Origin of the sequence: Thermovirga sp. (assembly GCF_017656375.1) — a bacterium.
Taxonomy (GTDB): Bacteria; Synergistota; Synergistia; order Synergistales; family Thermovirgaceae; genus Thermovirga.
This window is the reverse complement of record NZ_JACDOB010000020.1, coordinates 1-23938: the sequence shown is the minus strand read 5'-3', so window position 1 is coordinate 23938 and position 23938 is coordinate 1. Positions and strand designations below refer to the sequence as shown.

General features: G+C 45.0%; 23 protein-coding genes and 3 tRNA genes. 2 read left to right on the top strand and 24 right to left on the bottom strand.

Annotated features, from left to right (window positions below; translation table 11 throughout):
• Positions 1 to 185: 185 nt before the first annotated feature.
• From H0Z23_RS06700 to H0Z23_RS06585, 24 genes are all read right to left on the bottom strand, one after another.
• Positions 186 to 261, bottom strand: a tRNA-Thr gene (locus H0Z23_RS06700).
• 7 nt (positions 262 to 268) lie between these two features.
• Positions 269 to 354 (bottom strand) — tRNA-Tyr (locus H0Z23_RS06695).
• Positions 355 to 467: 113 nt separating this feature from the next.
• The gene (locus H0Z23_RS06690) at positions 468 to 1400 is read right to left on the bottom strand and encodes an ABC transporter permease subunit (RefSeq protein WP_296868457.1); all 933 of its coding nucleotides are present in this window, start codon (positions 1398 to 1400) and stop codon (positions 468 to 470) included.
• A 3-nt stretch (positions 1401 to 1403) separates the two neighbouring features.
• Positions 1404 to 2336 (bottom strand): ABC transporter ATP-binding protein, encoded by a 933-nt coding sequence (locus H0Z23_RS06685; protein ID WP_296868455.1) that lies wholly within the window; start codon positions 2334 to 2336, stop codon positions 1404 to 1406.
• Between the two features lie 2 nt (positions 2337 to 2338).
• Positions 2339 to 3592, bottom strand: a complete 1254-nt coding sequence (locus tag H0Z23_RS06680) for an NEW3 domain-containing protein (RefSeq protein ID WP_296868452.1) — start codon at positions 3590 to 3592, stop codon at positions 2339 to 2341.
• Between the two features lie 168 nt (positions 3593 to 3760).
• Positions 3761 to 3836, bottom strand: a tRNA-Thr gene (locus H0Z23_RS06675).
• A 54-nt stretch (positions 3837 to 3890) separates the two neighbouring features.
• A complete protein-coding gene (locus H0Z23_RS06670; protein ID WP_296868451.1) occupies positions 3891 to 4190 on the bottom strand; it encodes a PG0541 family transporter-associated protein in 300 nt (99 codons plus the stop codon).
• Between the two features lies 1 nt (position 4191).
• Complete coding sequence (locus H0Z23_RS06665; RefSeq protein ID WP_296868450.1) at positions 4192 to 7311, bottom strand: efflux RND transporter permease subunit; 3120 nt, start codon at positions 7309 to 7311, stop codon at positions 4192 to 4194.
• Complete coding sequence (locus H0Z23_RS06660; protein ID WP_296868449.1) at positions 7308 to 8357, bottom strand: efflux RND transporter periplasmic adaptor subunit; 1050 nt, start codon at positions 8355 to 8357, stop codon at positions 7308 to 7310. Before H0Z23_RS06660 ends, H0Z23_RS06665 begins: the two co-directional genes overlap by 4 nt.
• 13 nt (positions 8358 to 8370) lie before the next feature.
• Positions 8371 to 9744, bottom strand: coding sequence for a TolC family protein (locus H0Z23_RS06655; protein WP_296868448.1), 1374 nt, complete (start codon positions 9742 to 9744; stop codon positions 8371 to 8373).
• Positions 9728 to 10345 (bottom strand): TetR/AcrR family transcriptional regulator, encoded by a 618-nt coding sequence (locus H0Z23_RS06650; protein WP_296868447.1) that lies wholly within the window; start codon positions 10343 to 10345, stop codon positions 9728 to 9730. Before H0Z23_RS06650 ends, H0Z23_RS06655 begins: the two co-directional genes overlap by 17 nt.
• Before the next feature lie 85 nt (positions 10346 to 10430).
• Positions 10431 to 11792, bottom strand: coding sequence for a magnesium transporter (gene mgtE, locus H0Z23_RS06645; RefSeq protein ID WP_296868445.1), 1362 nt, complete (start codon positions 11790 to 11792; stop codon positions 10431 to 10433).
• 390 nt (positions 11793 to 12182) lie between these two features.
• Entirely contained in the window at positions 12183 to 12578 is a 396-nt protein-coding gene (gene rpsI, locus H0Z23_RS06640) for a 30S ribosomal protein S9 (protein ID WP_296868443.1), read from the bottom strand.
• Positions 12579 to 12609: 31 nt separating this feature from the next.
• Positions 12610 to 13041 (bottom strand): 50S ribosomal protein L13, encoded by a 432-nt coding sequence (gene rplM, locus H0Z23_RS06635; protein ID WP_296868441.1) that lies wholly within the window; start codon positions 13039 to 13041, stop codon positions 12610 to 12612.
• A gap of 127 nt (positions 13042 to 13168) precedes the next feature.
• Positions 13169 to 14209: a nicotinate phosphoribosyltransferase gene (locus tag H0Z23_RS06630; RefSeq protein WP_296868440.1), complete on the bottom strand. Its 1041-nt coding sequence runs from the start codon at positions 14207 to 14209 to the stop codon at positions 13169 to 13171.
• A 22-nt stretch (positions 14210 to 14231) separates the two neighbouring features.
• On the bottom strand, positions 14232 to 14459 hold the full coding sequence (gene secG / locus H0Z23_RS06625; protein ID WP_296868438.1) for a preprotein translocase subunit SecG: 228 nt from the start codon (positions 14457 to 14459) through the stop codon (positions 14232 to 14234).
• A 20-nt stretch (positions 14460 to 14479) separates the two neighbouring features.
• On the bottom strand, positions 14480 to 15103 hold the full coding sequence (gene rdgB, locus H0Z23_RS06620; RefSeq protein ID WP_296868436.1) for an RdgB/HAM1 family non-canonical purine NTP pyrophosphatase: 624 nt from the start codon (positions 15101 to 15103) through the stop codon (positions 14480 to 14482).
• The gene (gene rph, locus H0Z23_RS06615; protein WP_296868434.1) at positions 15072 to 15845 is read right to left on the bottom strand and encodes a ribonuclease PH; all 774 of its coding nucleotides are present in this window, start codon (positions 15843 to 15845) and stop codon (positions 15072 to 15074) included. Before rph ends, rdgB begins: the two co-directional genes overlap by 32 nt.
• 26 nt (positions 15846 to 15871) lie before the next feature.
• The gene (locus H0Z23_RS06610) at positions 15872 to 16666 is read right to left on the bottom strand and encodes a GerMN domain-containing protein (protein WP_296868432.1); all 795 of its coding nucleotides are present in this window, start codon (positions 16664 to 16666) and stop codon (positions 15872 to 15874) included.
• A gap of 41 nt (positions 16667 to 16707) precedes the next feature.
• On the bottom strand, positions 16708 to 18141 hold the full coding sequence (locus tag H0Z23_RS06605) for an N-acetylmuramoyl-L-alanine amidase (protein WP_296868430.1): 1434 nt from the start codon (positions 18139 to 18141) through the stop codon (positions 16708 to 16710).
• A gap of 121 nt (positions 18142 to 18262) precedes the next feature.
• Positions 18263 to 19618 (bottom strand): TldD/PmbA family protein, encoded by a 1356-nt coding sequence (locus H0Z23_RS06600; protein WP_296868429.1) that lies wholly within the window; start codon positions 19616 to 19618, stop codon positions 18263 to 18265.
• On the bottom strand, positions 19615 to 20649 hold the full coding sequence (gene ltaE, locus H0Z23_RS06595) for a low-specificity L-threonine aldolase (RefSeq protein WP_296868427.1): 1035 nt from the start codon (positions 20647 to 20649) through the stop codon (positions 19615 to 19617). Before ltaE ends, H0Z23_RS06600 begins: the two co-directional genes overlap by 4 nt.
• 41 nt (positions 20650 to 20690) lie before the next feature.
• Positions 20691 to 21512 carry a PHP domain-containing protein gene (locus H0Z23_RS06590; RefSeq protein WP_296868425.1) on the bottom strand — a complete coding sequence of 274 codons (822 nt, stop codon included), beginning with the start codon at positions 21510 to 21512 and terminating at the stop codon, positions 20691 to 20693.
• Positions 21513 to 21548: 36 nt separating this feature from the next.
• A complete protein-coding gene (locus H0Z23_RS06585; protein ID WP_296868423.1) occupies positions 21549 to 22592 on the bottom strand; it encodes a hypothetical protein in 1044 nt (347 codons plus the stop codon).
• Between the two features lie 136 nt (positions 22593 to 22728).
• Between H0Z23_RS06585 and H0Z23_RS06580 the strand changes: the two genes are divergently transcribed.
• Together H0Z23_RS06580 and deoC are read left to right on the top strand one after the other, a co-directional pair.
• Positions 22729 to 23082: a hypothetical protein gene (locus H0Z23_RS06580; protein WP_296868421.1), complete on the top strand. Its 354-nt coding sequence runs from the start codon at positions 22729 to 22731 to the stop codon at positions 23080 to 23082.
• Entirely contained in the window at positions 23064 to 23825 is a 762-nt protein-coding gene (deoC, locus tag H0Z23_RS06575) for a deoxyribose-phosphate aldolase (RefSeq protein WP_296868419.1), read from the top strand. Before H0Z23_RS06580 ends, deoC begins: the two co-directional genes overlap by 19 nt.
• Positions 23826 to 23938 lie beyond the last annotated feature (113 nt).

The window sequence follows — 23938 nt, the reverse complement described above, 5'->3', positions numbered from 1 at the left end:
CGTACCTATGTTCAAATGCGGCTTAGACCTATCAAAATGCTCCTTCGCCATTTCTGGAGAACCTCCCCCATAATATTTTCCCCTTTCCACAAGGAAGGGCTCGTTTACTTTTACTGTGCAATTTTACCATTGCTACACATAGATTAAAAGAGACCCGGATAAAACACCGGATCTCTCTGCTCTTCTGGAGCCGACTTCCGGACTCGAACCGGAGACCCCATCCTTACCATGGATGTGCTCTACCTACTGAGCTAAGTCGGCCTTTAGGTGGTGGGGGGAGGAGGATTCGAACCTCCGTAGACGTCCGTCGGCAGATTTACAGTCTGCTGCCTTTGACCGCTCGGCCATCCCCCCACGCCCTCATGGGGTCTTTTTTTCGACGACCCGCACTTGCAGTATCTTATCAACTTCGCCCAACTTGTCAAGTATGCGCATAAAAATTTTATTCACATAAGTTAAGTTGCCACTTATGAGCGAATCTCTTTTCTCATGAACGCTACGTATGATATCCCAAAACAGACTATCGACAACGCGCAAAGTATCACTAATTGGGGCCATACAACCATTAAACTTTGGCTTACAGACAAGGGAGTAGGAATAAGCCCCTGAAGTTTTTCTGCCGTAAGAGGCGTCAAAATCCTCACACCAGGATTGAGTATGGCCATAGATATTTCCTGAAGCAGGTACGCCGGAGAAGCCCTCATGAGCATTATCTTAATCCCCTCATTTTTCATGATGTCTTCCACAGTGGAATTTTGAGTTACAGGAGCCACGTGGTCAGCTATGATTCCCGCTACCATATACACGAAGAAAACCAAAAATATCCAGAGAGCAACAGAGGCCAAAGCAGAAGTAGATGTTTTATCAAATAATACAGAAAAGAGTATGGCCATGCTCAACCAAAAAGAAATATAAAGAAGCGTAGCAAAATAAAACACGAAAGTTCTTACGATTTCCTCTGTATTAGGAACTATACCAAGCTTGGAAATAGAGACCCCTGCTATCAAGGCCAATATCCCTGCTATCATCAACGCAGACACAGCTAAAGCGGCCAGAAACTTGCCGTTTATAATACTGTCCCTGTAGATAGGCTGGGAAACCAAAAGGCTTAAGGTCCCCCTCTGTTTTTCGCCATTGATTGCATCAAACCCCATTATGATACCTATAAGAGGCGTCAGAAAACTCACAAAGAACAAAAAGGACGGCAGCGTTCCACCTGAAGTAGAAAGAAGAGAGAGGAAAAGATATTCCCTTCCAAAGGAATGAAGTTCCTGGCTTCCAATGGCTCCGTAAGCAGAAGAAAGGCTTGCCAGCACTATGATGGAGGCTATAACTAAGAAGCGCCTACTACCAAAGTGATCTGCCATCTCCTTCCAAAAGATAGTCCTTATGCCAGTCACTTCTCACACCCCCTGGAAATACCGCAGATAGATTTCTTCCAGGCTGTAGTCCTTACCGCCAACCTCGAAAGGAACAAATCCCCTATCCAAAAGCCCTCTCATTATTAGAGCCAATTTATCCTCCTCAAAATGAGCCACAAAATGCCCCCCTAAGGGCCTAACTTCTGAAAGGCCATCCAGGCCGTTTAAGGCCTCCTGCCTTAAACCAACTCCTTCCTCTGGCCTAAACTTTATAATTCCCTTCTTTTCTCCCAAAATGGTTTTCCCCACTTCTTCAACGGTACCAGAAGCCACAAGGGAACTTCTGTACATTATTCCAACCCTGTCACATACCCTCTGAACCTGATACAGCATATGAGAACACAACAAGAATGTTACGTTCAAATCTTTAGCCAAGGATCTTATCAGGGACAATATCTTTTCTATACCCTCGGGATCTATACCGTTGGTGGGCTCATCTAATATAACCAATTTGGGATCCTTTAGAAGAACCGCAGCAATGCCCAAACGCTGCCTCATCCCCTTAGAAAAGGTCCCCACCAAAGCATTTTGGCTGTTCAGAAGACCCACCATTTCTAAAACCTGAGAAATTTTTTTGTCTCTTCCTTCAACTGGTATTCCATTTAACCCTGCCATATAAAACAGGTTCTCGCACGCCGTGAGATCCTCGTAAAAATCCACGTTTTCAGGCAAATACCCAACCACACGCTTAACCGATATGGGCTCCCTCACAGGGTCATATCCCAAAACTCTGACCTCTCCCGATGTAGGCTCAGTTAACCCCAGCAACATCAGTATAGTGGTTGTTTTACCTGCACCGTTAGGCCCTAAAAGGCCAAACACTTCTCCCTTTCTTATGGAGAGGCTTACCTTGTCAACAGCCGTAAAGGAGCCGTATTTTTTTGTAAGTTCTATGGTCTGGACAGCCAGTTCCATGGCTATCGCCTCTTTAGCTTCCAAAATGTTCCAAAAAGCAACGCCAAAACAACAACAATTACGAGGACCCCAAACCAACCCCAATTTGTGGGAACCTTAACAGTGGCACGCAAAGCTAAAGTGTCGTCACTCTGGGCTCCAGAAGCTGTAAGGGTCACTTGATAATCTCCCGGGATCGTGCGTTCTGGAGCTTTAACTGTCATCTTTACCTGGTTTGGCTTACCTTTTAAGGAATAAGGCTCGAGCCGTTCTATTTTTTGGGGATCAAATTTAACCTCCCAGCCATCTGGCTTGGAAACAAAAAATTCCACGTTATCTATTGGAGCAGTCCCATCGTTCCAAATATACAAAGTCAAGGTTGTCTCTTTTCCAGCCGTCGTCTCAAAATTGAGACGCTGGGTTTCAGGCAAAATTTTCAATTTATACGTCCCTGTCACCACGGCGCTGAGCCCAATAGAAGTCTCATAGTTATCTGTTTTTGCCACCAACTTTACAGGATAACGCCCCTTGTCTACATGCTTAGGAGGCGTAACTGTAATCGCCAACCTTTCTGTGCTGCTTCCTTCCAGCTTCATCGACTGAATTTTCTTTCCTGATTCCCAACGAGGCGTTATGCTGCCACTCCAACCATTAGGCAACATCAGCTCAAAAGATACTATTTTAGAATCCTTTGTATTATTTTTCAGGGAGACCTCATAGGAGAAATCACTACCTGCAGGGTTTTCTATTACAGGGTATGATGACTCCAGCGCCAGCTGCTCCCTCACAGGAGCTAATTTTTCGCCTTTCAGCTCCACAGTGATAGGTATCTCCAACCTGCTTTTAGATCCCTTAAGAGAGGCGTAAAACACAAAATGGTACAATCCTGGCTCCAAGTTTTTCCCAGGTTTAAGAGACAGAGTCAATTCAACCTCATTTAAAGATTTGCCCTTGCCAAGGCGCACCTGAGAGACACCATGGCCATCCCATTTAGAACTGACCAACTTGACATCCCAATTCGAAGCAGGCTCTTTTTTTATCACGCCCACATCTACGACACAATCCTGGCTAGATGTGTTCTTTATAGTAATCTCTATCTCTGCATTTTCTCCCCTACCCAAGATAAGGCCCGTATAGGGGATATGCACCTCAAACGGTCTTGAAGCAGCAAAAGCAACGGAATATTGAGTAAAAAGAAACGCAAAAAGCATCAAAACAATGGCAAGAAATATCGATTTGTCCCTCAAAACACAAATCTTAAACGAACACTTCTCCATACCAGATATCCCCCCTATATTGAAATTTTTGTAAAAATTACCTATTCCACATTTATAAAATTTTACAAAAACTTTCAGAGGAAACATCGTAATTTTTGCGTATCTGCGTTCGACAATTAGCTTATATACAAAAAGAGGGCACGAAACGCACCCTCTTTGTTCACATTATGGAGCCGGCGATCCGACTCGAACGGACGACCTGCTGATTACAAGTCAGCTGCTCTACCAACTGAGCTACACCGGCACTGCGAAGTAAATTATAATTTTACAATGCTCGTTGTCAACCTCTGATTTTCAACTAGAAAACGCTCTCAGCATCCAGTATATAAGCTTCCAACCCGGCCTCCGCCACGTATCGCTGCTCTCTCAAAGCCTTAAGAAGCCTCACAGCTTCCCGAACAATTTCCTCTTCGCAACAAACCATGAAGGCCCAATCTTTACCCGGGAAAATTCCATCCCCCCAATGGGTTTTATCTCCCACGTTATCCTTATGCAGCATGTCGCGCCATACGGCATACCCCTTGGCCCCTGCTTTATCCAGGCATTCCATCACATCTGGTGCAATAGCTTCACTGCAGCATACCCAAAGGACCTTCACCTTATGCCACCTCCTCGGCCTCGACAAAACGCTTCTTCTTTCGCAGTTTTTCCTCAACCAGGCTATATACAACCGGAATCAACAAGAGCGTAACAAACATGGAAACCAACAGCCCCCCCATAACAGAGACAGCAAGAGGCCTCCATATTTCTGCACCCTCTCCTCTGCTTATGGCCATTGGGAACATGCCAAAAAAGGTCGTTAAAGTCGTCATAAGCACAGGCCTGAGCCGTCTGCGTCCTGCCGCCAGAATAGCTTCCCTTAAGGCGTTGCCTCTGGCTCTAAGAAGGTTTATATAGTCTACCAGGACTATGGCCACGTTGACGACTATACCTTCCAACATGATAATTCCCAACATTCCCTGCAGGGAAAGATATATGCCTGTCACCAGATAAGCAAATACAACCCCTGTCAGAGCAAAAGGTATACTGAACATTATAACCAGCGGGTCAAAATATGCCTCATACAGTCCAGCCATTACCATATATACTAAAAGCACGCCCAACAATACCAAAAAGGCCATCTGGGTAAATGCGTCTTTCTGCTCTTTTACCTGGCCGCCAAAGGAAATTCGTACTCCCTCAGGCAGTTCCATTTGGGATATCTTCTTGGATATCTCTTTTGTAACCTCCCCCAAAGAGCGACCGTGGACATCTGCCCCCACTGTAAAGTAGCGCTGCCTGTCCTTTCGAGTAACTTGTGGAAGCCCCTCAGATTGTATAATCTTGGCAATGGTGCTAAGACGCACTAGTTTACCTGTCTCTGAAGGAACCATAAGCCTGTTGAAAACAGAAAGATCATCCCTCTCCTTTTTTTCAAGTTGAACTCTTATGGGGTAGTCGTCTTCGCCTTCCCAGAAATTCTCATCGCCATAATCATCGGTAGAATAGCCGTAGAAAAAGGTTCTGAGGGTTTGGGCTATAGTGGCAGTTCTAACCCCCATCAATGCGGCTTTCTTTCTATCTACTTCTACCCAGACCTCTGGCCGCTCTCGTTTTTGGTCTATGCCAGCATCTACCACCCCAGGGATATTTTTTATTTTTTGGACTATAGACTCAGCGACGCCTTTAACTTCTGCCAGGTTATCTCCATAAATTTCTATGCTAATTGGTTTGGACCCCAAGAACATCGAGCGAATAGGCGATGTGACCTGTACTGTCATCTTTTCTATGCCCGGTTGGCTACGTATCCACTGTCTTAAATTTTCAGCTATCTCAAAGGCAGATCTATCCCTTTTGGTCTTGCTTATAAGTTTCATTCCCACCGTCCCTATGTTGGGTCCGGCATCCTGACCAACAGCTATAGAAAAGCCCTCCTCTTCCCGACCGTCATATCCAAAGACGAATCTTGCCTCAGGAACAGTGCGCTCAGCATACTCTACAACTTTTCTCACAAATTTATCTGTCTCTTCTAAACGAGTCCCCTCCGGAAGATGGAAGGTAATAGCAATATCTCCAGTATCTGGGTCCGGCGTAAGTTCAGTTCCTATTAACCTAAAGCCAAAAACTGTAAATGCCATTAATGCAATAGCAAGCAAGACAACTTTTGTGCGATTATCCAATGCCCAACTAAGAATTCCCTCGTATTTTTCCTCTAATTTCTCAAAAATGCGCGCACTAACTTTCATCAAAGTCAACTCGCTAGGATCGTGGTGAAAAATCTTACTTGCCATCATGGGGATAAACGTAATGCTAACAAAAAAGGATGCAGAGACAGCAAGGACCATAACTATGCTTAAAGATTTAAAAAATACACCTACGAGACCGGATATAAAAGCCAAAGGCAAGAGCACAACCACAGTAGTCAAAGTAGATCCCATTATAGCTACTCCTACCTCGCTGGCCCCTAACAAGGCAGCAACCTTTTTCCTTTCTCCTCTTTCTATGTGATGAATGATCTGATCTGAAGTGACGACAGCATTGTCAACCACCATGCCGCTCGCCATAGCTAAGGCAGAAAGGGTAAAAACGTTTATAGTAAAACCCAACTTGCCCATGGCTATAAAAGTTATGACCAAGGAAAATGGAATAGCTGCACAAATGGTTAAAGAAGCAGGAAGCCTCCTTAGAAAAATCCACGTCACCATAAAAACAAGCAAGATCCCAACCAATAGGGATTGAGTAAGGTTTTTCAGGGAGTTGATTATGAATTCGGACGTATCCATGACAATCGTGTAATCCACATCGGCTGGAAAGCGAGTTGCTTTGAGCTCTTTCAATTTTTCCTTAATGGCCGATGCTACTTCTACCGTATTAGCATCGCCGTTTTTCATAACTATCAACACAACCGACTCTTTATTTCCCTGCCAACCGTGCATTATGGGCTCTCTGTAAGCGTCCACCACATCGGCAACGTCCTCCAATAACACAGGATTGCCTCTATACGTAGCTACAACGAGCTTTTTTATCTCTTGGACGGACTTAAACCTCCCAGGGACTCTTACATAGTACTCCGTAGCCCCTTGCTTCAACGATCCTGACGGTATATTTATGTTCTCCTGCTTCAAAGCACCAATTATGGCAGCGGGAGAAAGCCCATAGCCTTCAAGCAGGTCCAATTTCAGCTTTATGCCTATTTCCCTTTGTTTCCCTCCATATACAAGCACCTGGCCTACACCCGGGACACGAGACAACTCGTCAGAGATGGTCTTGTCAGCGAAGTGATAAAGCCCGTCGAATGATCTATCTGCCGTTAAAGTTAATTCAATAACCGGTATTGTCCCTGATGTTATTCGGAGCACTATAGGCTCATTAACATCATCAGGAAGGCGGTACTTTACTCGTGATATGGCATCTCTTACATCTCCAGTCTTAAGTTGGGTATCCTCACCCCATTTAAACTTCACTGAAACTGCCGATATTCCGTCCAGCGTATTGGAAATTATGTCGTCCACTCCTTCAACGGTGGACATCTCATCTTCTATCTCTTTAGTAACTCTCTGTTCCACATCTATTGCTGAAGCTCCAGGCCACGATGTAAGAATAGTTATCACCGGAGGCTCTATATCGGGCAAAAGATCAACCTTAAGATTTAAGAGCACAATGGCCCCAATAATTATTACTCCCAAAAAGAACATGAGGGTCATGACCGGGCGTTTTACGGAAATCTCTGGCAGCTTCACCGGTTCGTCACCTCGACTTTTGTCCCATCGGCAAGTTTACTGGAATTAGTAGCTATTATCAGTTCTTTTTGAGTTACCCCACCGTTTACTTCCACCCAACGGCCTTGCTCTTCGCCAGTCTCGAGGATCCTCATAATAGCAGTATCATCTGATACAACGAAACATGTTCGTTCCCCAGTACCAGCTAAAGAGCGCACAGCCTCCCTTGGCAGGGCCTTCACCTGCCTTTGCCCCAGAATAATGGCCACCCTGGCATACATGCCCGGTTTAAGCTTTCCGCGTGAGGGCAGTTTAAGTTCCACTAGCCCCGTCCTGGTAACCGGATCAAGGGAAGGGGATATCCTTGTCACCTTCGCCTTGAAGGTTTCACCATCAAGGGCATCAACGCTTACCATGCCTTCCTGGCCTAACCTAACCTTTGGGTACTGCTTTTCAGGAACTGCTCCTACTATTTTCACTGCTTTCTGTTGGTTTATCAGGAAAGCGGCACTGGAAGAGCTGCTCGTATCCCCTGGATCTATGGCCCTTAACGCCACCACACCTTCAACAGGGGCCCTCAATACATGATATCCTTTTAGAATGCGCACTTGCTTCAAAGCAGTTTTAGCTTGAATATAAAGGGTTCTAGCTTGTTCAAACTGTTGCTTGCTTATGACCTCTTCTTCGTACAAGTTCTTATAACGTTCATAATCTGCTTTTGCCTTCTCATACCTAGACATAGCATCCGCCAACTGTTGATCTACTATGCTGGAATCCAAAATCGCAAGGATCTCCCCCTTTTTAACGTAATCACCTACATCTACCTTAACATCCAAGACGGTCCTACCTGCCACCTTAGAGACCACTGCTGCCTGGTTTTCCGGCTCTATTGTGGCTGTAAATTTCAACACATCTTCAAAAACTCTATCTTGCAAGCTAATCACTTCTACCGGCAATTTTTCTACTTCTACAACAGCATTTTCACGTTGGCTTTTCTGGTGCCCCCTGTACCACATAAGGGAACCCAGCAACAAAAAGATGCATATAAAGACAATCCACTTTTTCATTGACTCATCACCTCTAACTATCTTTCTTCTCTACTTCTGTGGCTCCAAGGGCAAACTGTAGGTCAGCTTCAGCAATTTTCGCCTCGTATACCGCATCGGAAAAGTTGTTTTTGGCGTTTATTAATGCAACCCTGGCATCCAAAACGTCTATATTGGTCCCTACCTGAGCCGAGTAGCGCCTCAAGGCCATGCGATAATCTTCCTCCGCTTTCGCTACCTGGTTTTTGGCCACATCTATTCTTTTTACAGCCGCCTCTAGTTTCTTTATAGCAGCATTAACCTCCAGGCTTATCCCTCTTTTAAGGTCCTCAAGGCTATATAAGACCTCTTCAGCTTTAGCTACAGCCTCTTTCGCCTCTGCTTCGGCCTTTTGCCCGTCATACAAAGTCCAAACAGCGGCTACAGACACTCTCCAGTCATCCATTGCATCGGGAGGAAAATCCTCATCCAGTTTGTACGCTTCACCACTCAACAAGATCTGAGGCCGTTTTTTGCCCATCGCTGCTCTGGCCAAGCGCAACGCGCTTTGCCTTGCACTCTCAAGTGCTTTTATCTCAGGACGCATCTTGAATGCCATACTTACAGGATCCTTAGGCACACTGAATTTATCTTTTAAAAGAGATTCTCCTTCCGCTGGAACAAGGCGATATTTGCCTTTCATCTCCGTTCCCGCCACACGCTCAAGTACAAGCCATGCTATGTCAAGGGCACTCTGAGCTTGAATCAAATCTAATTCCGCCTGAGATACAGCCACCTGCACACGTAGGACTTCATTTTTGGGCACCACACCGTGCTTGTAGAAGGCTTCTACCTGTCTGAAATGTTCCTGCGAGAGTTTAAGGGCTTCCTTCGCTACCATGTAGTGGTCGTTGGCCTTCAGAAGGTTATAATAAGCCCTTGTAGCATCATTCTCGACTTGTTGGGCAGTTCGCTTGAATTCTGCCTCTGCCACTTTCTTGGCCAATTCCTGAGCCTTTATATTGTTCTCAACCGACCCACCGCTGTATAAAAGGTAACTCATAGACATTGCCGCTTTCCAAGACCGCCTAAAACCACCCTTTGCATAATATGTAGTTCGGGTTCCAGTAGAGCCATCGTATACTGGGTAGTTAGATTCTTCTTCCGTCTCCTGATAGGCCAAAGAAACATCCAAGGTAGGGGATTTTGCGGAAACAGCCTGCAAAACTCTTGCTGCAGCCTGGTCTATTTTTCGGGAGGCGGCAGCAATCGTAGGATTTGCCTCTTTAGTTATGCGCAGAACTTCTGACAAAGTAAGCTCTGGAAGCTCTGAAGCAAAAACCTCATAAGGACCTAAAAGAGTAAAAGAACTACATAAAAACAATAAAAAAATAACTAATGCCCAACTTGCATTACATCTTCTGCACATGTGCATTATCACCTCCAAATAATAGATTCATCATCTGGCGCCAATATTTTTTGGCTTCTTCAAGAGTCAAGGTTATTTCAAGGTTCGACATCATTCCTATAAAGAAATAATCCCCTATTCTCAACAAATTTTTGAAACAAGTGGAATCATTATCCGCATTAAGCTCTGGAAAGACTTTCAAAGATTCAGATATAAGAGCATTGCTAACCTCATCAATTTTATTCCTTATGAACACAGAAAAATAATTCCTTCCACCTCTTGTCCTTTGGGCTTGAAGAAGCAAATCCATCCACAAAAGCCTTAAGTCCTTATCTTCAAACAATATTTCAAGACAACGCTCTCCACTGCCTATAAAAAAAGCTAAAAGGCCTTTCTCCCTATCTTCCATTTTTGGGAAAAAATACTCTTGAATACGCTTAACCTCTGACTCCACTACGGCAACAAAGAGAGCTTCCTTGTTTTTAAAATGCCAATAAACGGCTCCTTTACTCAACCCTGCGGCACGGACAATAGAATCCATGCTGGTGCCATAAAACCCTGACCTTGCGAATTTCTCTCTAGCCACGGAAAGAATCCGCATGCGAGTTAAATCTTGAGACACAATCCCACCTCCAAACCGACCAGTCGGTCTATTGGACATAATTACCACGTTCTTCGTCGTGTGTCAACGAAAAATCCTGGAAATTTCATACATGTAAGACGTGTCTTGCTATCTCGAAATAAACAATAAGGCCCAAGACGTCCACTATTGTGGTTATAAAGGGGCCAGACATTATGGCCGGGTCTATGCGGAAAAGCCTTGCAGCGAAGGGAAGCAAAGCTCCCGCAAGGTTACCTATGGTTACCACTGCTATCAGCGCTAATGCTACAGTAATGGCAACACCTGAGCCGGTACCTAACATATAAGCCCTTCCCACAGCTAATATAGACAAAGCACCACCCAAAAGCAATCCAGTTAAGATCTCTCTACCAAATATATAACCTATATTTTTCCACTCTATCTCGCCGAGAGTCATGCCACGAATAACCAACGTCGAGGACTGGGTACCCGCATTTCCCCCAGTGCCTATAAGCAACGGAATGAAAAATGAAAGCGCCACTACCTTTTCCAAGGCAACGGAGTAGTTCTTTAAAACCGATGAAGTTATGGCCTCTGTCAATATGCATATTAAAAGCCAAAGGAACCTTTTTTTGCTTAAAGCCAATATACCTGTGTTTAAATACGTGTCCTCGACAGGCTGAATACCTGCCATTTTTTCAAAGTCCTCAGTGGCCTCTTCTTCTACCACGTCCAAGACGTCGTCGAAGGTAACTATTCCCACAAGCCTTCTCTCCCTGTCCACTACAGGTAACGCATGCAAGTCATACTTGGACATTATCTGGGCACATTCTTCTTGGTCTGTGTCGGTCGTCACGTAGACAGGATCATCTTCCATCAACATACTTACTGGCGTTTCCGGATTGGCCAATATCAAGTCTTCTAGCTCCACTACCCCTAGCAACCGTCTCTCATTATCCGTTACAAAACAAGTATATATAGTCTCCTTACGCCTGGCTTCTTTCCGTATATGTTGAATAGCTTCTTGAGCCGTCATTGATACCTTCAAGTCTATAAATTCAGGGGTCATTATCCTTCCAGCAGAGAAAGGCTTATAATTGAGCAGGCTGTTGGCTATCTTTCTCTCCTCTGGCGACAAATGCCTTAAAAGCTTCTTGACCGTCTTTGCCGGCAATTCATCGAACAGCGCAGTTCGGTCGTCGTCAGACATCTCTTCCACTATTTCTGCCGTTTCCTTATCGGTGAAACTATTCAAGAGGTCTTCACGCTCAGAGCCTTCCATATGCTCAAACACCTCTATCGCCAGGTCCTTGGGAAGCAACCTGAACAAGAGGGCTCTCTTCGCAGCTGGCACCTCACACAAAATCTCACTGATATCAGCTGGCTCTAAGCTAGACAAACGCTCCTTGATCTCCGAAAAACGCTGCTTGGAAAGCAGTGAAAGGATCTCTTCATAAATGATTTCCAATCTCTCCGGCAAAGGACTCACCCCCAAAAGACAACAAATCTACAGCTATAGCCTCTATTCGCTAAAAAAACACACAAAGAAGCTACTAGCTTTCCTCTCAAACTTTATAAAAACTTTACTTGTTGTTTATTAACTAGCTGTCTTCGTGGGGGAGTCAAGGAAGGGGTTAAAAGAAAAGCTACTCTAAGCGGATTATCACCTATTGATCCCGACACAACACCCCCACGGCCTTTCCTACAATAAAACAACATCTCAAAGGACTAGCGCCTTCTTCCATTTCCATCTCCCTTTGCTCACTAAATTTACTCTCTCTTTTTACATCAAAATGCCTACCATTTCAAGAAAAAAGAAAAAGGGCGCGTATCATTCCGCGCCCTTACACATATCCACCTAAAGCCCAATTTAACCTTATTAACGTTTGGAGTACTGCCTTCTGCCACGGGCGCCCTTGAGACCGAACTTTTTGCGTTCCACCATTCTTGGATCTCTGGTCAAAAAGCCCCCTTGCTTCAGCACAGGCCTGAGATCTGGATTCATCTTAAGTAACGCTCTAGCTATTCCAAGCCTCACAGCTCCAGATTGCCCCGTCAAACCACCGCCGAAAGCACTCACAAAAACATCTATCTTGCCTTCCATGCCAGACACCTTCAAAGGCTCCAGAGCGTGGTTTACCCAAACTTGACGAGGAAAATATTCTTGCACTTCCCGGTCATTGATCTTTACGGCACCACTGCCCGGGCGGATTCGTACTCTGGCAATAGCTGTCTTCCTTCTTCCTGTTCCCCAATAATAACTGCTGCCTTTCACGAATGTTCCCTCCTTTCCCGGCTAGGGCCGATCAGATCTCTAATTTTTCCGGCTTTTGAGCCGTATGAGGATGATTAGGTCCTGCATAAACTTTCAGCTTCTTATGAAACTTCAGCTTGGTCCTAGGAAGCATACCCTTTACAACTTTCTCGATAAGCCTATCAGGAGCCTTTTCCATATACACACCGAAGGGTATTGCTTTAAGGCCTCCCTTATAACCGCTGTGGCGATACACAAAGGACTGCTTGTCTTTTTTACCCGTCAAGACAACCTTATCCGCATTAACCACAACAACGAAATCTCCCGTATCAACGTGGGGAGTGTACGTCGGCCTATGCTTCCCCTGCAGTATCTTCGCAACCTCCGCGGCCAACCTCCCTAAAGGTTTACCCGCTGCATCAATAAGATACCATTTCCTCTCAATCATTCCTGGTTTTGCCATAAACGTTTTGTTAGTCACCATCTATCAAGTCACTCCCTCACCCATAGCTAGGCGAAAACACAAACAAATTATTCTCTGCCTGACAACAGAGCGACGACTATTCTAAACAAGCTCGCCATAGGTGTCAAGCAAAATTTGTTTTTTATCGCTAACTAAAGAGTTTCAATTTTGGATTCTCCAACTTTCCAGGCAGCCTTCCCCTCTTAGCTATCGGCTCCCCATCTACCATCTTTATATCCATCGTCATGTCTCTCGGGGTAGCGTGAGCTATGTAACTTCCTACTCCAAAGACGTCTGCTCCTGCCTCAGACAAACTTCTTATGGTCTCAGGCCTGAGCCCTCCAGACACCACTATCTTCACATGTTCAAATCCCGCTCTATCTAAACGCCATCTTACCTCTCTCACCAGGTCAGGAGTAACCCCGCCTCGCTCTGCAGGAGTATCCAACCTGATACCATCAAGCTTTTTACCTAAAGCTTCAGCTACCCTCAGCGCCTCTTCAGCCTCGTCCTTAAAGGTGTCCACCAAGATAGTCCTGCTTTCACCTTCAGGTAGGGATTCATCATAAGCTATGGCCAACTTGACCGTATCCCCAGCTATAAGTATAGCAGCATGAGGTATGGTCCCCTTAGGTTGTATGCCTGCCAACTTCGCACCTAATATGCAGCTTGCAGCCACACACCCTCCAGCCACAACGGCAGCCCGTTCCATAACTGGCGCAACCGCAGGATGAACATGTCTTGCACCAAAGCACAGCACCGGTTTACCTTCTGCAGCTTCAACACATTCTCTCGCAGCCGTAGCCCATCCAGTGGAACTTGCTAGCATACCCAATATAACAGTCTCATACATCCCAAATGCCGAATATGGGCCCTCTATACGCATAAGGACTTCTTTACCCTCAAAAGACTCCCCTTCTTCAAGGGCAAAAATCTTGAGGCCTCTCCCCTGAAGCAACCTCAAAACCTCCGGGAGCCCTGCAAAAACGCCGGGCTTTCTGGCAAATATCTCAGCTACTACTTGAGCATCCAGTCTCCCCAAGGATTCAAGCACGTCCCTTGTTTTAACAAAATAAACATCAGTGGTAAGCCCCGATTGAATCTCCTCATGGGAAGCACTGAAAAAACGATTTACTTCAGGATGAGCTTCATATATGTCCGCCAGCCTCTCAAGCTGCTTCCATTCCATGCCACACACTCCGTCCTTAACTTTAACTATGCGAAACTACAAGCACGAGAGACAAAATGATGAACACAGAAGCCAAAAGGACTGTAGCCTTTGTCAAGGCCGTAAATCGCTGCCATTGACCTGCCATATCAGCTTGGGTTCCACCACCAAAAATGCCAGAAAAACCGCCTTGTTTCCTCTGTTGAAGCAAGATGACGGCTATCAGAGCAAAGGAAACTACCACATGTACCAAAACCAAGAGGGTCTTCACGAACCTCGCACCTCCCCTTATTATCTGCTTGAAGCAAGTAGTGATTTTACCATATATGAGCAATTAAGCATATTACTTAATCCTTCCACAGCCACGGACCTATGAGAAATGCGCAACTTCACATCCGGACCTAACTCCGCAAAAGTTTTTTCAAAGCCCTCCGGCACAAACACAGGGTCATACCCAAACCCACAACTGCCTCGGGGCTCATGTTCTATCTTCCCCCAACAAAATCCCTCGACTATCCAACACTGCTTTCCATCAGGAAGGACAAGTGCCAAAGCAGCAACGAACCTCGCAGTTCTATCCTCCACATTTGCCATCTGCGCCAGAAGCCACTCAATCCTGCTTGGGTCACTTTCCGCAACTCTCGACGAATATATCCCCGGTCGCCAATCTAAAGCTTTCACTTCTAGGCCACTATCATCGGCAACAGAGGGCAAGCCGGTCTCATTTGCCCAAACCAAAGCCTTCTTGTATGCGTTCTCAAGATACGTACTGCCATCTTCAACTACATTGAGGTTGCCCCCCAACACATCTGGACCAAATAACAACTGGACGCCACTCTTCTCCAGTCTTTTCTTTATCTCAATGTATTTATTTCTATTACCGCTAGCAAATACTATCTCCGGAACAAGACTCAATTAAACGCACCTCTTCCGATGTCAGTGAAAGGCTTTCTTTCTGTAGAGCAAACAACTTCCTTATTCCCTCTTCTGCAGCATCAAGCAAAAGGAGCAATTCTTCCCTCGAAAAAGTTCCACCTTCCCCAGTTCCTTGAATTTCTATAAACTCTCCTTTACCGTTCATTATAACGTTGCAGTCCACTTCAGCCACGGAATCTTCCTCATAACACAAGTCCGTCATTATCTCTCCGTTCACCTTACCTACGCTTACAGCAGCAACAAAAGAGCTTATAGGCAGACATTGGATAACCTCTTTCTTGTAAAGAGTCCTCAGTGCGTCCACTAGAGCCACAAATCCGCCTGTTATTGCTGCAGTCCTTGTGCCTCCATCTGCTTGGATAACATCACAATCAATCCAAATAGTTCTCTCTCCAAGCTTAGCAAGGTCCACTCCAGCCCTCAGGGATCTCCCTATTAACCTCTGAATTTCGCTACTTCGCCCATTTAGCCTTCCCTTACTTATATCCCTGGGAGACCTCGTTGCAGTGGCCCTTGGCAACATGGAGTACTCAGCCGTAACCCACCCTTGGCCTGTTCCCCTTAAAAACTGAGGAACCTTTTCCTCCACCGAAGCTGTACATATAACTTTGGTATCGCCAAAACAGATTCTTACGCTTCCTTCAGCATATTTAATATATTCCCTCTCTATAGCTATGGGTCTAAGATCCTTAAGACCTCTACCATCTGATCTCTGTACCATATTTGCCTCCAACTCCTTAATTAGCATTAGGAAGAAGGTAAAGCCCAAAAAGAGGCCAAATTAACCGGGTCCTTATCCTCTACCGCCTTGCCTTCTATCAAGAACTTAACTTTGGTTATAGGTGGAAAATTATTTACAACCGTGCTAACTATGGAAGTAATTATAACGCCAGCACTTTTATGCCCTACGGCTCTTAGGCTATCAAGAAAAGGCTTATTCATATCTACATAAAGCCTATCTCCACTTCTGAATAGGTGAAGGACTTTCACCTCTGGTCTTAAAACACCTGAGGCTGCACATTTTTCCACATAAGTAGAGAGGGTTTGCCTTAGCTCATCCTCCAAAAGGCCTGAGGCTACTCTGACTTTTTCCTCAACCAGACCAACTTTTCCGGGAAGATAAATCTTAAACACAGAAACATGAAGAGCGGATTCACTCCCGCTAGATCCTACCACTCCCTCAGACAAGTCATTCTTATCAGCAATTACGTTACTCTGTCTAAGGTAACCTTTTTTATCCATCCACTTTATGGCCAGATCCGATCCCCAATAACCTATAGCAAAAAAAATAGCTATGGTAGAAGCCCACACTGCCAGGCGAACCCAAAAGGGGGCTTTAGAAACTTCATGTAGATCTTCATCGATTTCTTCTTCCTCTTGCTCCTCTCCATCCCAATAATCATCCTCATTCAAACTCTCCAGGAAGCCATCATCCTCAAAATCTTCCTTGTCGCACTCCTCTAAATTCGCCTCTTCCTCGAAATCTTTCCATAAACGTCTGTCTTCGTCTTTGCCTTTGTCTTTGCCGAGGAAATAACCCATTTATCCTTCACCTGCATTTCTCTGTATTCTACCCTCAGTCACTACCTTCCAAGAAAAGCAATAATACCAGAGCCTATCGCTGTGGCAAGTTTTTTTTGATAACTTGGATTTTTCAATTTTAACGCTTCTTCCCTCTCCGTCAAATATCCCATCTCTATCAACACCGCTGGCATCGCAGCACCTCTTAAGACCGCAAATGGGGCCTGAGCTACCCGCCTCATATACAGCCTGCTGGATTTCCCCCTTGAAAAAAGAACCTCTGCAAATTTAGTGCTTTCTTGAATCTTTGCGTTCTGCTGCATATCTCCCAAAATCTGAAGCAGCATCTTAGTCTTTTTATCCACGGTTTCGCTGCTTTCCAAACCGCCATCCAATAACTCCCTGTTCTCTATTTTCGCAAGTTGCATGGCATCCTTATCGCTGGGGAGAGCCATTATATATATTTCGACGCCTTTGGCATGCCTGCCTTTAGGCAAAGCATTGCAGTGTAAACTTACAAAGACCGATGCTTTTTTCTTATTGGCTATCGCGGTCCTCTCCGACAACTTCAGATAATAATCCCCTCTTCTTGTAAGTTCCGCTGCAACTCCCTTTGATCTCAAATATTGAACAAGCAGCTTGCCCACCTTAAGATTGATGTCCTTTTCGCGAATCCCATTCGCTGTAGCACCGGGGTCTTTACCACCATGCCCCGGATCTACGATAACAAGTCGTTGTTTTGAACCTCCTTTGGGGATGTACACTGCTTTTGACTCCAGAGGCTTTTCTTCTGGTTCTTTATGTTTCACTTCCACCCTCTTGGGAGCTTCTTCATTAATGGGCTTAGGATTATAAAAATCCACAACGTATCTGGAAGGATTCTCTAAGTTGAAATGCTCTACCTTCTCTGCACGATGCACAAAAGTAAACTCAACTCTATCCCCAAACTGAGAGACAGCCAAACGAATCATTTCCGGATAAGGGGAGCTACCAATATTACTCGAAGCCATAGCCTTTTTGAACATAAGTCCCAATCTTCCGGCTCCTGAAACTACTCCTACTTCTGATGGCCCCTCGTAATCCACCACCGCCCTTATCCCAAAGTCCTTAAGGCCCCACCTTACAGACTTGACCACGCTCAAAGCACCTTTACCTTTGCTGGCTTTAATGGAAGAAGTTTCCTTACACTCTTTCCCCTCTGAAACGACATGGAGTTTCTTCCAAGACAAGACCTTTTTTACTCCCTGATCCGCCTCTATAAGCTTCTCAAAAAGCTTTAAGGTTGTGCCACTGTCGAACCACCATCTGCCATTCTCTTTCAACAACCTGTAAGGCAATGCCACTATCTGCCCTTGAACTATTGCTGCAGCGGCCCCAGGTATAAATTGTAAAGAAGTTTTTTGCCCACTAACTACAATCGTTCCGCCCTTTTCTTTAATCGGAAAATCTAAAAGTTCAGCCACATCCCTAAGCAAGACATACATTATGCCATTCATCTTGCTTGCTTGAACCTCACCTAGACTTTTGCCGTTCACAAAAAGGGTTAGGCTTTCCGAACCATAGGAAGCCTGGGTCATAAAAACACAGCATATAAAAAGAGCCACAAAAGGGAAAAGCTTAATTGCCCGCAACCTGCACATCCTCTATCACCATGGAGCAACCTCCTGTGCTACCAAAGAAACGCAAATCCTCTCCCACTTTGCTTACCTTCATCATCAGATCTATCAAATTCCCAGCTATACTGATTCCAGAAACAGGCCTTAAGTCTGAGGCACTCTCACATAAGGCGCCCTTTGCGCCCAGAGAAAACTCCCCACTCACAGGGTCAATGGTATGAACACCCATGAGGTCTGTTACATAAATTTTTGTTCCTGGAGTATTTAAGAACTCCTCCAAAGTCCCTCTTCCTGGTGAGATATAAAGATTAGTAAAACCAACATCTGGAAGGGAACCTGTAGAACGCACCGCATTTCCTGTAGGGCTAGCTCCTGCTATCTTCGCATTCTTAAGGTCATAAAGGAAACTTTTGGCCACACCAGACTCCATGATAACCGTCCTTTGGGTAGGTACACCCTCGGCATCAAAACAGGCAGAACCCAATCTGCCAGGGAGCCTCCCATCGTCCACCAGCGTTATGGCTTCAGAGCCCACTCTCTGGCCGAGTTTGCCTTTAAGCATTGATCGATTTTTATGAACGTTGGAGCTCAGAAACAACTCCCCTATCACGTCCACCATCGTAGCAGCTACTTCTGGGTCCAAAACCAGCGTATAGCGCCCTGTAGGAACAGGCGCTCCTCCTAGAGCTATAGCAGTACGCCTAACAGCCTCCAGAGCCGTTTTTTGAGGATCTATACCCTCCATAGAACAGGCCACTTCGCCAAATCCTCCCATATCCATCTGGTCGCCACTTTCCATCACAACTGCCACCCCACAGGAAGCTTCCGTTTCCGACTCCCAGAAGGATAGGCCTTCCGTTGAACAGTAGAAAACCTCGCTCATGCCGTTACCAAAGCTAGAACCTCTGACAGATTTCACCTTTTTCTGAGACGCTGCAATTTCGTGCATTTTCACGCAGAGGTCTACTTTATCCTCATGGCTTAGCTTCAGCACCTCGGGATCAAACAAATTCAAATCCATCGGTTCATTTTTTTCACCATAGAGCATGACGTTCTCATCAGGTTGAGAAGATTTGCAATTTGCTATGCTCCATTCCACCATTTTCTTTATCCCGTTCAAAGATAGATCGTCGGTATCCGATACTCCCTGATGCCCATGTGGATCAATGACTCTTAAGCCTATCCGCCAAAAAGCCTCTGTTTTGTCCTCTTCGGGAACACCCTCCCTTAAACTTACGTATGAGGACCACCTCGCTACATAATATACATCTGCCCTATAGCTACCCAAAGCCTCAACGCAGTCCAAGGCAAACGTAGCTGCTGACTCTACTTTCCTTCTATCTGGCAGTTCCCTCAACAGCAAGATGCCTCCTCTATAATAATCTTTGCCGCTTCTTTTACGTCTTTTTCATCTATCCACAAATGGGTCACAAGCCTGAAACGCCCCTCCGAAAGGGCATTAAAGAGAACTCCCTTGGCAGCACATCGGTCCGCAAGGGTTTTAACTTTGTTTTCTTCCCCCTTAACTACGAAATAAACCATGTTAGTCCTCTTCCTTGGCTTTTCTACCAGCAACCCACCATCCTCAAGGAGCTCTGCAAGCAGCGCAGCATTTTTATGATCCTCCTCAAGGCGATTTACCATCTTCTCTATAGCGATCAGGCCACAAGCTGCAATCACACCGGCCTGCCTCATTCCTCCGCCCAATCTCTTTCTCCAATGCCTTGCCCTTTCGATAAATTCAGCGGATCCACATAGAATGGAACCCACAGGAGCCCCTAACCCTTTTGATAAACAAAGTTGGACGGAATCTACTACTGAAGTGTACTCTTTCACGTCTACACCCCATGCCACAGCTGCGTTGAAAATTCTAGCTCCATCCAGGTGTACAGAAAGGCCTTCTTCCTTTGCTGCAACTGCTACTTCTTTAAAATCTTGCGGAGAAACGGCATTTCCTCCCTGCCTGTTGTGAGTGTTTTCAAGACACAATAGGCGAGCAGGAGCAAAGTGCACATCATGTGGCCTGCACCATTTTTTTATGCTGTCTTCAGACATTATCCCCCCCGTATCATCAACCAAAAGGGGCAACACTCCTGCTATGGCAGCTATTCCACCACCTTCATAGTTGTAGATATGGGAATCCATTCCTAATATGGCTCCATCTCCCTTGGAACAGTGAGCAAGAATGGCTATAAGGTTACCCTGGGTTCCTGACGTAACGAAAAGTCCTGCCTCTTTGCCAACCTTCTCAGCAGTTACCGCCTCCAGCCTATTGACCGTAGGATCTTCCCCATATACGTCATCTCCTACCTCTGCTGAGACCATAGCTTCCCTCATTTCCTGTGTAGGAACCGTAACCGTATCACTTCTTAAATCTATTTTTTTCATAATAGATACCTCCCAGTGTGGGTTATTTATTATCAACTCTATTAAAGACTTACTCCAAGCCTCGCCCAGGGAAGCAAATCCACTGGGACTCTGACTCCTAACCTGCGGCCAGGCCTTACGCCATCATGAAAATCTGAACCTGCCGTCTTGTACAAGCCATAACGATCTGCTATCTTCGACCATTTGATACGCTGCTCCCCAGTATGACAAGATGCAAAGCACTCGATTCCCCACAATCCTTCGTTTACCAATTTTTCAACCAACGATCTCTCGCTATCTTCATCAAGGCCCATTAAAGCCGGATGGGCTAAAACTGGTAATCCTCCTGCCTCTTTTATGATATTGATGCATTCTGAAGGAGAAAATCGTTTCCTTTCCACATAGGCGCCGCCACCTCTTTTCAAGTACCACGCAAATGCCGTCCTTTCATCGGGTACGTAGCCTTTTTTCGCCATTAGCCTTGCTATGTGAGGACGGGCTATGACGTCCCCTCCTGCCTCTTCCTCCAGTTCTTCTATCGATACATTTATGCCCAAGCCCTTAAGTTTCTCGCAGATTGCAATGTTCCTCTCTTTCCTATAAGCTCGTATAGTTTTAAGGTGGCGGTCTATTTTTTCTACCTGTACGCGATATCCCAATATGTGAAGTTCAAAAGGTGCCTCCGCTGAAAGCTCCACTCCAGAAAGGCACTGCAACCCTACCTTAGCACATTCTCGCATAAAGACTTGCACACCATCAACTGTATCATGATCTGTAAGACTCAAAACAGAAATACCCAGCCGCTTGGCTCTCTGCACTATGGCCTTAGGTGGCAAGGTCCCATCAGAAAAATTGCTGTGAATATGAAGGTCTATCTTTATCAAAGAATCACTCCTTGCAATTTGACTGTAATACGACAATTATGTCTTTATTTTCCCCGATATGTATTCCAGTACATCTCTTAAGAGGCCATATCCCACTTGTCTAGGCCCAAATCCGTCGGAAGCAAGGTAAACTTCCCCAGCTATGTCTGTAGTCATAATCACACCTTTAGAAGCTCCTCTCAACCTTGAAACCGGGTTATCTGAAGGCACTACTTCTGGCCTTACAGATATTTGAACGGAGCCTAGCACTTTCTGGATTTTAGCGACAAGTTTTACCCTGGCTCCCTCCTTCTTTGCCTTTCTAAACATCTCTGGAGTTACATTCCTGATCCCCTCAATGCTAATTTCCTCAAGAGCATGAAAAGATGCACCCATCAACACCTGGGCTATAATAGATGCCTTAACTGCACTATCAGTACCCTCTATGTCCAAAAGAGGGTCTTTCTCCGCACAGCCTTTGCGGACTGCCTCCATTATTGCCTCATCTAAAGTAGAACCTTCTTCCATCATCTCTAAAACATAGTTGGACGTGCCATTGATTACACCATAACATGAAACTACTTTCGCACATGGAAGGCAATGCTTCATAAATGAAAACAAAGGGACTCCCGCTATGACCGCTGAGTCGAAGATAAAAGACGCTCCTTTTTGTTCTGAGAGCTCCTTCAACTCAAAATAATGGTTATAAACCACAGCACTATTGCAGGTAACAACAGTTTTCCCTCTATCAAGAGCTATTTTTATTAGACGAGCCACTCCTCCACGAGAGGACATAGAAGATGTTGTACATTCCACTAAAAGGTCATAATCCCCTTCGCTTACTAGGCTTTCACTGTCATATGGATAGGCATAGAGAGAATCCATCCCTGTCAACTTGCCAGTTTTAGACTCAAAATCCAAGATCTGTTTCAAGGGTAAACCATCCCTACTAAAAAGGCACCCTCTAGTTTTAGTGCCTATTCCTACCACCTTAACTTCTACTCCAGCAGGTAGAAGCTCTTTCAACGAAAACTCCTGCTCTTTCAACAGGTTACAGAAGGCCCTCCCTACTGAACCAAAGCCCAATAATAATACATTCATATACACTCACACCTTTTACTTATGTAAACATGACCTTTTAGGCACTTTATTTTATAATAGCATTGTTTGCATATAATAAGGAGGTCAGATCCTTTAATCAATAATTATCTTCCAAATAACGAGGAGGACAAGCAGAATGGAATCACAAAAAGATATCAACAAACTAGCGGAAGCTTTAGGTATGGTTACGGCAAGATTAGTGGAATCCGTATCGAGATCGAATCAGCTCGCAGGTGGATTAACCCCTCAATTACAGGAACTTTTTGATAGATGGCTCTCTATAATATCCAATGAACTACTTAAAAGTAAGGACTCGGAGGGCAAAATAAATGTAGAGGAAGCATCAAATCGCATAGGCATCGATAGTTCTTCAATTATATGCCTTCTTCAATATCTGCATAGGCAGGGTTTAATCGAAATAAAGGAAGTAACTGTAGGCCCAGGTTCCGGAACGGATACAGAAGTATGTGAATGCCTCAAAAAAGGGTGATGCCAATGGATATGGTGGAATTACTCGCAAAAAGAGCCGGAAAGACAGCCGCAAGGGCAGAAGCAGGTTTTTACGATAGGCCTGACAAGGAAAAAGTTATTAGATCTATAGATCACACTTTACTTTCTGGAACGGCCCAAGCAGACGATATAGTTAGGCTGTGTGAAGAAGCTGTGGAAAATCAATTCTCAGCAGTGTGCATTCCTCCTGTTTGGGTGCCTCTAGCTAGAGAAACGCTAGAGGACAAGGCACCACGGGTCTGCACTACTATAGCATTCCCTTCAGGAGCCCTTCCTCTGTCGCTGAAAGTTCAGGAAATAGAGTGGGCTAAGGAGAGTGGCGCAGATGAAGTAGATGTAGTATTGAACATATCGAATATACTCAGAAACGACAAAAAAGCACTGTTCGAAGAGCTTAGCACTTTGAGAGAGGCCTCTGGCAATCTATGCTTAAAGATCATTATAGAGGCAAATCTTCTCACTAACCACCAAAAAGCAATGTGCGTTACTATTGCTGAACAGACAGGGATAAACTATATAAAGACAGGTACTGGATATAATGGGCCTGCAAGCTTTTTCGATGTAGCCTTTTTAAAGTCCTTAACTTCAGATTCATCCGGCTTAAAAGTTAAAGCCTCGGGGGGAATAAGGTCACTGAAAGCAGCAGAAATCCTGGTAGCCCTAGGAGCTAGCCGCATAGGAACATCTAAAGCAATGGAGCTTGTAGCTAATAACAGATCCTAAAATCAAATGTTTATAGGTACCAATCGAAAGCCCTAGAGAAAAAATCTGGGGCTTTTATTTTTTGTCTTTTGCGTGATTTGAGTTTGTGCTTTTTATTGTTCTAGTCATGCGGA

Excerpts from the sequence above, each read along its gene's own strand:
- H0Z23_RS06630 (WP_296868440.1), bottom strand. The coding sequence starts at position 14,209 with ATGGAATGGAAGCAGCTTGAGAGGCTGGCGGACATATATGAAGCTCAT.
- H0Z23_RS06680 (WP_296868452.1), bottom strand. The coding sequence starts at position 3,592 with ATGGAGAAGTGTTCGTTTAAGATTTGTGTTTTGAGGGACAAATCGATA.
- ltaE (WP_296868427.1), bottom strand. The coding sequence starts at position 20,649 with ATGAAAAAAATAGATTTAAGAAGTGATACGGTTACGGTTCCTACACAG.
- H0Z23_RS06610 (WP_296868432.1), bottom strand. The coding sequence starts at position 16,666 with ATGGGTTATTTCCTCGGCAAAGACAAAGGCAAAGACGAAGACAGACGT.
- rplM (WP_296868441.1), bottom strand. The coding sequence starts at position 13,041 with ATGGTGACTAACAAAACGTTTATGGCAAAACCAGGAATGATTGAGAGG.
- H0Z23_RS06660 (WP_296868449.1), bottom strand. The coding sequence starts at position 8,357 with ATGAAAAAGTGGATTGTCTTTATATGCATCTTTTTGTTGCTGGGTTCC.
- H0Z23_RS06655 (WP_296868448.1), bottom strand. The coding sequence starts at position 9,744 with ATGTGCAGAAGATGTAATGCAAGTTGGGCATTAGTTATTTTTTTATTG.
- deoC (WP_296868419.1), top strand. The coding sequence starts at position 23,064 with ATGCCTCAAAAAAGGGTGATGCCAATGGATATGGTGGAATTACTCGCA.
- H0Z23_RS06585 (WP_296868423.1), bottom strand. The coding sequence starts at position 22,592 with ATGAATGTATTATTATTGGGCTTTGGTTCAGTAGGGAGGGCCTTCTGT.
- H0Z23_RS06580 (WP_296868421.1), top strand. The coding sequence starts at position 22,729 with ATGGAATCACAAAAAGATATCAACAAACTAGCGGAAGCTTTAGGTATG.
- rph (WP_296868434.1), bottom strand. The coding sequence starts at position 15,845 with ATGGTACAGAGATCAGATGGTAGAGGTCTTAAGGATCTTAGACCCATA.
- H0Z23_RS06685 (WP_296868455.1), bottom strand. The coding sequence starts at position 2,336 with ATGGAACTGGCTGTCCAGACCATAGAACTTACAAAAAAATACGGCTCC.
- H0Z23_RS06605 (WP_296868430.1), bottom strand. The coding sequence starts at position 18,141 with ATGAATGGCATAATGTATGTCTTGCTTAGGGATGTGGCTGAACTTTTA.